Source organism: Bradyrhizobium sp. LB11.1 (assembly GCF_040549385.1).
Classification (GTDB): Bacteria; Pseudomonadota; Alphaproteobacteria; order Rhizobiales; family Xanthobacteraceae; genus Bradyrhizobium.
Map to the genome: position 1 here is coordinate 1 of NZ_JBEPTH010000042.1, position 10037 is coordinate 10037.

At 58.9% G+C, this 10037-nt stretch carries 8 protein-coding genes; 7 read left to right on the top strand and 1 reads right to left on the bottom strand.

The window, feature by feature from the left end; all coding sequences use genetic code 11:
- Positions 1-462: 462 nt before the first annotated feature.
- The 3 genes from ABIA96_RS36240 to ABIA96_RS36250 all read left to right on the top strand — a co-directional run bounded on the left by ABIA96_RS36240 (position 463) and on the right by ABIA96_RS36250 (position 4904).
- Entirely contained in the window at positions 463-2475 is a 2013-nt protein-coding gene (locus ABIA96_RS36240) for a hypothetical protein (protein ID WP_354141677.1), read from the top strand.
- Positions 2476-2638: 163 nt separating this feature from the next.
- A complete protein-coding gene (locus tag ABIA96_RS36245) occupies positions 2639-4309 on the top strand; it encodes an arylsulfatase (protein WP_354141678.1) in 1671 nt (556 codons plus the stop codon).
- A 157-nt stretch (positions 4310-4466) separates the two neighbouring features.
- Complete coding sequence (locus ABIA96_RS36250; RefSeq protein ID WP_354141679.1) at positions 4467-4904, top strand: hypothetical protein; 438 nt, start codon at positions 4467-4469, stop codon at positions 4902-4904.
- Positions 4905-4943: 39 nt separating this feature from the next.
- On the opposite strand, the gene ABIA96_RS36255 is transcribed toward ABIA96_RS36250, so the two are convergent.
- Positions 4944-5936, bottom strand: coding sequence for an AraC family transcriptional regulator (locus tag ABIA96_RS36255; protein WP_354141680.1), 993 nt, complete (start codon positions 5934-5936; stop codon positions 4944-4946).
- 267 nt (positions 5937-6203) lie between these two features.
- Here ABIA96_RS36255 and ABIA96_RS36260 point away from each other — a divergent pair, with 267 nt between their 5' ends.
- The 4 genes from ABIA96_RS36260 to ABIA96_RS36275 all read left to right on the top strand — a co-directional run bounded on the left by ABIA96_RS36260 (position 6204) and on the right by ABIA96_RS36275 (position 9875).
- Complete coding sequence (locus ABIA96_RS36260) at positions 6204-6359, top strand: hypothetical protein (protein ID WP_354141681.1); 156 nt, start codon at positions 6204-6206, stop codon at positions 6357-6359.
- Between the two features lie 333 nt (positions 6360-6692).
- Complete coding sequence (locus tag ABIA96_RS36265; protein ID WP_354141682.1) at positions 6693-7940, top strand: tyrosine-type recombinase/integrase; 1248 nt, start codon at positions 6693-6695, stop codon at positions 7938-7940.
- On the top strand, positions 7937-8887 hold the full coding sequence (locus tag ABIA96_RS36270) for a tyrosine-type recombinase/integrase (RefSeq protein WP_354141683.1): 951 nt from the start codon (positions 7937-7939) through the stop codon (positions 8885-8887). The genes ABIA96_RS36265 and ABIA96_RS36270 overlap by 4 nt, the downstream gene beginning before the upstream one ends.
- Positions 8880-9875, top strand: coding sequence for a tyrosine-type recombinase/integrase (locus ABIA96_RS36275; protein ID WP_354141684.1), 996 nt, complete (start codon positions 8880-8882; stop codon positions 9873-9875). Before ABIA96_RS36270 ends, ABIA96_RS36275 begins: the two co-directional genes overlap by 8 nt.
- Positions 9876-10037 lie beyond the last annotated feature (162 nt).

Here is a 10037-nt window from a genome sequence, read left to right on the forward strand (position 1 = left end):
TATGCTCTTCGCTGGGGCCGGGGCGCTTTGACCGATCGGCCTCCGGCGCCGCCGGCAATTGGGCAGATTATGTCGTATGTTGCGGCGCGCGGTGCAGTAAGTTGGCAGCTATCTGAGATACAACGACCGTGGCGCTAGCGCATTTGGGAAGGTAGCGCTTGACCCCAAGCCGACATGGGGGCCCTGATGAACGCTCCGCACGAAAATCTATTCGTCTGCCGGAAATGCATAGTCCGAAAAGTGATCCTGCTCCATTCTCGGTGAATACTCCCCGGTGTTAACGCGGCGCTTGCGAGCGCTGCGAACGCAGCCGGGCATCTACACGAATTGCCTGCGCTACGAGGCATTGATTTAGGTGATGACACAAACACGGCTGAACAACGCTACCTCTTGGAGCTGGGCGATGAAATTGTGGCGTCTGCGCTCGACGGCGAACGACTACGAAGATTAGGGAGACGACTCATGAAACTCACTCGACAAATCTGGCTCGTTATTCTCGCGCTTGCTGCTGCCATTACGGTCGCAGGTGCACCGGCGTCCGCACAGCAGCAGCTTGAAGGTCAGGTCCTGTTAGCGGGTGAGCCGATCGCCGGGGCGGCAGTCACTCTCTGGACAGCGGGTGTAGATGCGCCTGCTCAGCTTGCTCAGGCGCAAACCGGCGCCGATGGTCGCTTTGCACTCAGCGCTCCGGCCGGAAACAATGCTACCGTGTATCTAGTTGCCAAAGGCGGCACACCGAGGGCCGTCGCGAACCAAGTCCCTAACAATGCCATCACGCTGATGGTGTTGCTTGGCAATCCGCTGCCCAGAACCGTCACGGTCAACGAACTCACCACTGTGGCCTCGGCGTTCGCTGCCGCACAATTCATCAAGGGGGAATCGCTTTCCGGTAATCCGCTGGGCCTGCGGATCGCTGCCGGGAACGTCCCGAACCTAGTTGATCCCGCGACGGGCCAGTGGGGCAAAGTGCTTTTGGACCCACTTAACAGCACCCAAACGACCACGCTTGCAAACTTGAATACGCTCGGATCGCTCGTCACGGCCTTCGCCACAGTTGCCAACGACGATTGGCGCGCCCGTTTGCTCAAGGCTGCAACTCTTCCCGACGGAACGACGCCGAAGAACACCCTCGATGCAATGGCCGGTATTGCCCGCCAGCCCTGGGCTCAGCCAAAGGAACTCTTCGCGTTGTTCGACGAGGCATATCCACAACCGAAGGACGGCGCTCGGCGAAAGGCTCCATTCGTGCCGTATCTGGCCTACGTGCCGGATGATTTCGTCCTGTCGCTTTGCTTCGCGGGCGGCGGCGTTTATTCGGCCGGCCGGCTGATGTTCGATGCCGAGGGCAATCTCTGGAGCGGACAAAACTGGATGGCCGGGTCCCAGTCGGGCGTCAACGAAAGTATTGGCGGCGGCGTGGTCAAACTCTCTCCCAACGGAACCGCTCTTTCGCCGCCGATCACCGGCTTTACCGGGATGGGCATTGATGGTGTCGGCTGGGGCACCGCCGTGACCAAGGACAAGGTCTGGCTCACGAGCTTCAACGGGAAGATCCTCGTATTGGATTTCAATGGTCGTCCCATTGGTACAGAGAGCGACTTCCCGTTCAAAGAGAAATTCCTTGGCCTGATGGGCGTCGGTGTTGCCGCGAATGGTGACGTCTGGATAGCCGATGGGTCGGACAATCAGTTACTGCACTTCCCCGGCGGGCGGGTGAAGGATGGCCGGATCGTAAAAGTCGCCGGACTGAAGTCTCCCTTCGACATCGTCATCGATGCCCAAAATCGCGTTTGGGTCAGCAACTCCCAGTCGGATAAGGTTGTGCGGTTCCCCGCTGACGATCCGTCCAAGGCGGAGTCATTCCGCGCCGGGATCGGCGTTCGTGCCCTCGCGCTCGACTCGAAGGGCAACGTATGGGTTGCGAGTAACATGTCGCTCGACTTTCCCCCGCCGGTCATTCCAGACGGCGCGTCGATCATGGAGCAGTTCAAAATCGCTGCAGGGCACATGCTCAAGGTCCTCGAAACCAACCCCAACATGGTGACCGGCGTTGTCAATATGATCCGCCCCGATGGGTCCCAACCTGCTCCGACCGGCTTCACCGGTAACAAGGCGGTCAGCGTGCCGTGGGGCTTGAATATCGACGGCAACGACGACGTCTGGATTGGCAATTTCTGGGGCCGTGGGGTGGTCCTGATGGCCGGAGATAATACCAAGGGTCATCCCGCAGGCACGAAGATGGGCGACGCCATTCACGTTTTCAAAGGCGGCAGCATCCAGATGCTGACTGATGTATCTATCGACCCGGCAGGCGACGTTTGGGCGGCGAACAACTGGAACGACCTCAACGGCGCCGCCGCACCCGACCCGCTTCGCCCCACTTCGACATGGGGTGGAGGTTCGGGCATCACGGTCATCTACGGAGTTGCCGCCCCGGTGCAGCCGCCGCGCATGGGAATGGTGCAAAGGTACTGAACGAGTCGAGTTGAAACCTTCTGACGAAATTCAAGGCCCCGGCATCGGCCGGGCTTCCCGCAGGTCGCCCGGACACGCCAAGAGCACTCACGTAGAGTTCTCTCAAGCGACTGAATTAAACCAGCGCTGCTGAATGTGCTGCGCCACGCCGAAGGAAATGATCATGAATGCGACTCGAAAGATTTTGCTTGCGTTGCTGGCATCAGTTGCTGGTGTAACTCTGGCAGCCGCGCCGGCATTCGCCCAAAAGAAGTCCAACATCGTCATGCTGATGACCGACGACACTGGTTGGAACGATTTCGGCGCATACACAGGCGGCGGCGCGGCACTTGGTCACCCGACACCGAATATCGACCAAATCGCCAAGGAAGGCGCGGTGTTCACATCCTGGTACGGACAAGCCAGCTGCACAGCAGGTCGCGCTTCGTTCATGACAGGGCGCATTCCGATCCGCACGGCATTGTCGGTCGTGGTCGTTCCCAGCGACCGCAATGGTCTCAAGAAAGAGACACCGACGATCGGCGAGTTTTATCAGAAGAACGGGTATTCGACCTTCTACTCGGGCAAATGGCATCTTGGTGACGCGCCCGAGTTCTATCCGATCGAGCACGGCTTCGACGAGATGCAACACTTCGCTGCCTACTATCCGGGCGTTTACGCCTACAGCGACACCTCACCAGACGCCCATCCATGGTTCCCGAAATACAACCCGCAATACTGGGCGATGTATCAGAAAGCCGTGAATCTTTACGAGTGGTCAGGCACGGCGGGTAAACCAGCGGTGAAGGGCGACGAGATCACCCTAGACAACCTTTCGGAATTTGATGTCCGTCAGACGGAAACGGCGATCAACTACATCAAGCAGCACGCCAAGGACAGCAAGCCATTCTTCATGGACATCAACTTTATGAAAATGCACCAGCCCAACAGGCCGAGCAAGGCATTCGTGGGCAAGTCTCACCTTGGCAATTATTCGGACGCGATGATGGAGCTCGACTCCGATGTCGGCCGGATCATGGACACGATCCGTGCCGAAGCACCCGATACGATCGTCATCATCACGGCCGACAACGGCGCTTGGCAGGACGCTTGGCCCGACGCCGGGACCCACCCATTCCGCGGCGAAAAAGGATCACCGTTCGAGGCCGGTTGGCGCGTTCCCGGCATCATGTGGGCGCCGGGCAAGATTCCGGCGGGCCTCGTTCTGCACGAAATGATGTCACATATGGATGTGTGGCCCACCACCGCAGCGATGGTCGGGCTCAAGTCGCCGACCAAGGGCGAGACGATGGATAATAATGGCAAGCCAATCTATTTCGACGGTGTCGACAATAGCGCCTACGTGATGGGCAAGGCGGAACATTCGGCGCGCGATTCCTGGATCTATATCGACGGCGAGAACTTCAACGGCGTTCGCGCGGACATCGGTGGCGACCCAGATGCTCCTTGGCTAAGAATCGCGTGGAAGATGGTCTATACCTCGAAAGATACCTGGATGGGCCCGGAATTGAATATGGGTGCGGTCCCCTCGATCTACAATTTGACCATGGATCCGTTCGAAAAATACGACATGACCTTCAATGGCGCCACCCCGACGCGCAACCCGACTTCCTCGCCGGGCCGTTACGCGGGTATGGACAACGGCTGGGCCGCATCCCTGTTGGACTTGCCACTGCAGGAGTTCAATAGATCGATCATCAAATATCCGAGCATCAAACGATTCCCGGGCGGAGCCTCGACCGATCTCTTGCCGAACTTGCAAAATCCGGCAAATCCGGTGCCTGCGCTTGACGCAAATAACCCGGCGACGCAGCTCAGAATGCAGGCGGATTAGAAGCCGCGGTTCGGACCAGATGGTTGCTTCGAGCTGGTCCTCCTTTTGGTAACCCAATCAAATCGGCACGAGCCGAGATCATCTGATCGCGGCAGCTTGGTTCGCTTTCTGAAAGCCGAGAACCATTCGGGCGGAGCAATACCGGCAAGGTGTTCCAATGAAGGGTCTGGATATCTTCATCATCAACACGATCAGACCATTTCTCATCGTGTTCGGCATCGCTACCGGCCTGTCATTGCCGTTCGCTATCGACATCAACTTCCTCACGCCAATGTTTGGTGGCCTTGTCGACTATACGCCTTCCAGCGTGCCAGCCCTGCGGCACTGGGGCATCATGGTCTTTGGAATTGGAGTGCTGATGGCGGTCGCCGCCTTCCGTCCCTGGTTGCGCTTCGAGACCATGTTGTTCAGCGCGGTCGAGAAGGGCTTCATGGTCTATTTGTGCATCAGCAATTTTGGCCAGCCATGGGCAAGGGGCTACCTTCTACCGTTTCTGCTCGACTCGACTATCGTCGCGTACAGCATCCTGTATTTCATTAGCAACCAAGGCCGTCCGGTGGCGTGGTCGAGAAGCAAGATCGATCGTCACGGCTAAGACCACCATAACCGAAGTGACAGCTATTTTGTCCTGATCTCAACCGGACCTTTGGAGCAATAACGGGCGATTAGGAAAGTCCCGCTGATCATCTGGCGGTCTTTTCAACGTCTCCGATGGCATCTCACCAAACAAAGTTCGATAGGCGACTGCGAAGCGCCCCAGCTCCCAGAAGCCATAGTCGGTGGCAATTCGGGTTACCGTTACCGTGGAAGGAAGCGCTCGCACCAGCGCACGACGGACAAGGTGCATTCTCCGTAAGTTGAGGTAGCGGATAGGGCCCATTCCAACGTGTTCTTCACAGGCAAAACGGAGGGTTCGTTCCGCTACGCCGACGGCTGCGCAAACCTCAGTCAGATACAACGGTGAGTTTGGGTTCGCCTCCAGGAACTCCTCGAACCGGGCGACGATGGATTCTTTGCGCAGAGCGCCGCTGTTTGTCGTTGAGACAATGCCTTCAGTCAAACATCTGATCAACACGTGAATAGATTGCTGCTCAAATGCCCGAGCAACTTCTGGAAGCTCGAAAAATTCGGGCGTGGTCTTGGCCAGGCGTTCGGCCGTCTCATGTAGCTCCAATAATCGCCTCATGAGGTCTGGGCTTGGCCGAATGGAACGTTTGGTGCGTTCTATGTCAAATTCGCAACCGGCTATCGCTTTGCTTGCCCTTACAAGTTCCTCCGGCGCAAGAGAAATACACCCGAGGTGGAAATCCCCCATTGTTCTTACGTGTTGTACTTCGTAGTCCTCCGCGATTAGTTCACCTTGCGCTAACAACCTGCCACAGTGGTACACCTCTGGCTGAACTTGCGAGAGAAAACTGAATATCTTGCGACCGGGCCTTACCGTCCCTTTGTGGACACGTGGCAAATTTTCATGAAATCGCTGCATCCATAATTCGTTCATTACGATTTGCGTCACCTGGCCTCGAAACTCTCCCTTCACAGTGGGAAATATTTTCATATCGGCGGCACGAACGCTCGTCTGATACGGAAACGGATCGCTGAAACTGAGAACTTTGCTCCAAGCCACTTTCCAATCTCCACCAAGCTTGTTTGGCTCGCGGATCGCGCGTCGGAAAACATGCCTATAATTGAGAACAAATCCGGCGAGCACTATGCAGAAACGGCAGGAATATGAGAATTTGGAAGAGCTTGCCGCATTTGCATAGCTTCAGGTGACATGAGTGTGACAGGCTGCTCCCAGCGGGACAACAAACCATCCGGGAATCGCCTCGGGCCAGCATTGGTCGGAAACGACTCAATCGATTGCCGGAGGGCCGTGATGCACGAGGAACACTTGACCATCGGCCAGTGCGACGAACTAGCGAAAGCTCTGCATGAAGATGCTGCTCGCTTACCGCACGGATCGGAAAGGGAGAACCTGTTGCAGCTGGCGGAGGGCTACCGCCTCCTTGCCGACATGAAAAGAATGGTTCTTCGTAAAGTGAGTTGACCGTATCCAATGCGCCAATGATGTCGGTTGCTGGCCCGGGGCTGCCGACCTGTGCGCCGCGGCAAGTCGGCAGCTATCTGAGGTACACTTTCCATCAAATCACGTAGTCGTCGCGCAGGCCCGTGGCCCCACGCGGTCCATCGAAAACAGACTGACTCTCACCATGCCCAGACGTGGGACGCAGCAATGTTGTTCCGCCAACTCGTCAAAACCTCTGCGCACTAGGCAGCACGGTCATTTGGTGTGGATGGCGGGGATAGCCGTCGGTCAACGTAATCTCCCGACGGGAAGCTGTCGGCAAGATCGCGTTTCCATCGACATGGAGACACGATCATGTTTGAAGAGATCTTCTTTCCCCGAACCGCTGAGCGATATCGAGCAGCGCCACTTGTTGAGCAGCGGGAGCGATATCTCGTTCATCTCAGAGAGACAGGTGCCGAACGACCGACCTTGCGGAAATGCGCCAACGACCAATTGAGCCTGGTGCGCCTTCTGAACCTGAAAGAAGGCAGCAGAGTGCGCCTTTCGCAGATCGAGGCCGCGACTGCGATCTGGTCGCAGCCGAAGGGACGCAGGTGCGATCGGTCAGCGTCATCCAAAGCGAAAGCGCGGTTTGTCACTCACGCGGTCCGATGGCTGCGCCTCTTGGGGTGGCTCGACGAACCCGAACGTGAGCGCCATCCGCATCACGCAAAGGTTGCGATCTTCGAGAAGTGGCTGCGCCAAGAGCGCGGCCTTTCCACAGCGACCATACAGGACTACTGCCGTGCCACCGATCACTTCTTCTTCCGGTTGGCTGGAAAGGGTGTTCCCCTGAGCGCCGTCCGGATGACCGACATCGATGATGTCATTACAGCAGAGCACAAGCGGGGAGCCTGGAATCGTCGAACGATGCACGATTACGCCCAGCGCCTTCGCGCGTTCTTTCGCTTTGCCGAGACGCGCGGCTGGTGCGTGCGGGGTGTGGCCAACGGCATCATGCCTCCACGTTTCATGCGGGACGAGGGTGTGCCGAAGGGGCTGAAACGGGTAGATGTCCAGCGCCTTTTGGCCACCACGGAAGGCGACCGGCCGGTTGATAAGCGCGATCGCGCGATTCTGATGCTGTTCATCGCTTACGGCCTGCGAGCCGGTGAGGTCGGCGGCTTGCGCCTGGATGATCTCAGCTGGAAGAATGAGATACTCCGGGTCCGCTGTCCCAAGCCGGGCCGAACCAACACCTATCCCTTATCCCAAGGGGTAGGAGACGCCATTCTCCGCTACATCCGTGAAGTCCGGCCGTCTGGCTTCGGTCGTGCGCTCTTCTTCACAATGCGCGCGCCAATCCGGCCGCTCGACCGGCGCGCTTTGGGAAAAATTGTCAAAGACCGCTTGGCGAGCCTCGGCATCATCGCCGGGAAGCGGGGAACGCATGCACTGCGGCATGCAGCGGCCCAGCATCTTCTGGACCAAGGCATGTCGATGAAGGTCATCGGCGATTTGCTTGGGCACCGCGACCCGTCCTCCACCGCGATCTACGCCAAGGTCAATCTCGCCGCGCTTCGTGAAGTGGCGACCCTCGATCTGGAGGGGCTATCATGACACTGCACGAAGCAATCGAGCAATACATCGTCTGGCGGCGAGCCCATGGTGCGAAGTTCACGACTGCGGCGAACCTCCTGCGGCAATTCCTTGGATACGCAGATGGGGATGCAGCCTGCGGTGCAGTCACCCTGGCGCAAGTTGTGGCCTTTCTGGCGGGTAAAGGACCGCTGACCCGTCATCGCGAGAATAAGTATTACGCCCTTGCCGGCTTCTGGCGCCATGCGATCAGTCGCGGCCATGCCAGCTGCTCGCCGCTGCCGGACAACGAACCGAAATCGCCTGTCCGGACGCCGCCTTACATCTACTCGCGCGACGAGTTGCGACGGCTCCTTGATCCCGCGAATGTGGAGATCAGCCGGCGGGGCGCGGTTCAATTAGATGCGGCGACATTCCGGACTTTGCTTCTCTTGTTATACGGCGCCGGGTTGCGCTTCAGCGAAGGGACCGGACTCACACTGGCGGACGTCGATCTGGCGGAAGATGTTCTGACCATACGCGCCACGAAGTTCTACAAGAGCCGTCTGATTCCGATCGGACCACAGCTTGCAACGGTGCTGGCGAGCTATATGCCTCTGCGGCGGCGCCGCGGGCTTGTGCAGGGCGAGACTTCCTTCCTTCTCGCGAACCGGGACGGCACGCGGCTCGCCAGCAGCACGGTTCAGGAAGCATTCGACGCGCTGCGGCGTATCGCAGGGGTCCATGGCGCGGCAGGCGGGCGACAGATCCCGCGTTTGCACGATCTCCGTCACAGTTTCGCGGTCCACAGCCTGACCGCCTGGTATCGTCAGGGGGCGGACGTGCAACGGCTGCTGCCGGTTCTTTCAAGCTATCTCGGCCATTCCGATCTGGAGGGCACGAAGGTCTATCTGTCGATGACGCCGGAGCTTCTGCGGCAGGCGGCGCTGCGTTTTGCGCGCTATGCGGACGGGGGTGAAAATGCCTGAACTTGTAACGCTCGGCCCATGGCTCCGGCGCTTCCTGGTCGAACATATCGTCACCGAACGCAATCTGGCTCGGAATACTCGCACGAGCTATCGTGACACCTTCAGCCTGCTCGTGCCGTTCGTCAGCCGCAAGCTGCGCAAGCCGGTGGACCGGCTGGCCGTGCGCGATCTCACCTCCAGGCTGGTGCTGCAGTTCCTCGCGCATCTCGAGGAAGATCGCGGCTGTTCGACCCGAACTCGCAATCAGCGGCTTGCGGCGATCCGTGCATTTGCCCGCTTCGTCGGCAGCCGGGATCCGGCTCATGTCGAATGGTGCGGCCATATCCGGGCCATCGCGTCGAAGAAGTCCATGCCGACACCGGTCGGATGGCTGACCAGGACAGAAATGGAAGCCATTCTCGCCGTGCCCGACCGCAGGACCAAGCGGGGCCGCAGCGAATACGCGCTGCTGCTCTTCCTTTACAATACCGGCGCGCGGGTATCCGAGGCCACGCATCTGAAAGTGCGGGATTTGCAAATCGGGCGCCGCAGCGGCGGGCACGATCTCGCCACACTGCACGGAAAAGGCGGCAAGATACGCCAGTGCCCACTGTGGCCGGAGACCGAACGGGTTCTCACTGATGAGATCAGCGGCCGCGCGGCCGAGGACGCCGTGTTCGTCAGCAGGTTAGGCACGCCGTTCACCCGCTTTGGAGTCTACCGGCTCATCGAGCGATGCGCGGCCCGGGTGCCGGAACTGGCGGACAGAACGATAACCCCGCATGTGATCCGACATACAACCGCCTGCCACTTGGTTCTCGCCGGCGTCGACATCAATACCATCCGCGCTTGGCTCGGCCATGTCTCGATCAGCACCACCAACATCTATGCCGAAATAGACCTCACGCTGAAAGCCAACGCCGTAGCTCTTTGCGAGGTCGGTCAGCCGCGACCCGCTCGCTCATGGAAGGAGGACAAGGATCTCATGGCCTTCCTGAAATCCTTGTGAGTCAGGTGTCATATTGCGGCGCCTTCCACCATGCGCTCCTGCTCTGAGTGGTGCTGGACGCGGCGCAGCGATCGCCCAAGGCCGGCGCTTCCCTGTCCGGCATCGCCAGGACGCCCCAGACTTGCCATCTGTCATCCCGTCCTGGCCATTCCCTGGCGCGCG

Coding starts and splice junctions, on each gene's coding strand:
- ABIA96_RS36240 (WP_354141677.1), top strand. CDS start 463: ATGAAACTCACTCGACAAATCTGGCTCGTTATTCTCGCGCTTGCTGCT.
- ABIA96_RS36270 (WP_354141683.1), top strand. CDS start 7,937: ATGACACTGCACGAAGCAATCGAGCAATACATCGTCTGGCGGCGAGCC.
- ABIA96_RS36245 (WP_354141678.1), top strand. CDS start 2,639: ATGAATGCGACTCGAAAGATTTTGCTTGCGTTGCTGGCATCAGTTGCT.
- ABIA96_RS36250 (WP_354141679.1), top strand. CDS start 4,467: ATGAAGGGTCTGGATATCTTCATCATCAACACGATCAGACCATTTCTC.
- ABIA96_RS36275 (WP_354141684.1), top strand. CDS start 8,880: ATGCCTGAACTTGTAACGCTCGGCCCATGGCTCCGGCGCTTCCTGGTC.
- ABIA96_RS36265 (WP_354141682.1), top strand. CDS start 6,693: ATGTTTGAAGAGATCTTCTTTCCCCGAACCGCTGAGCGATATCGAGCA.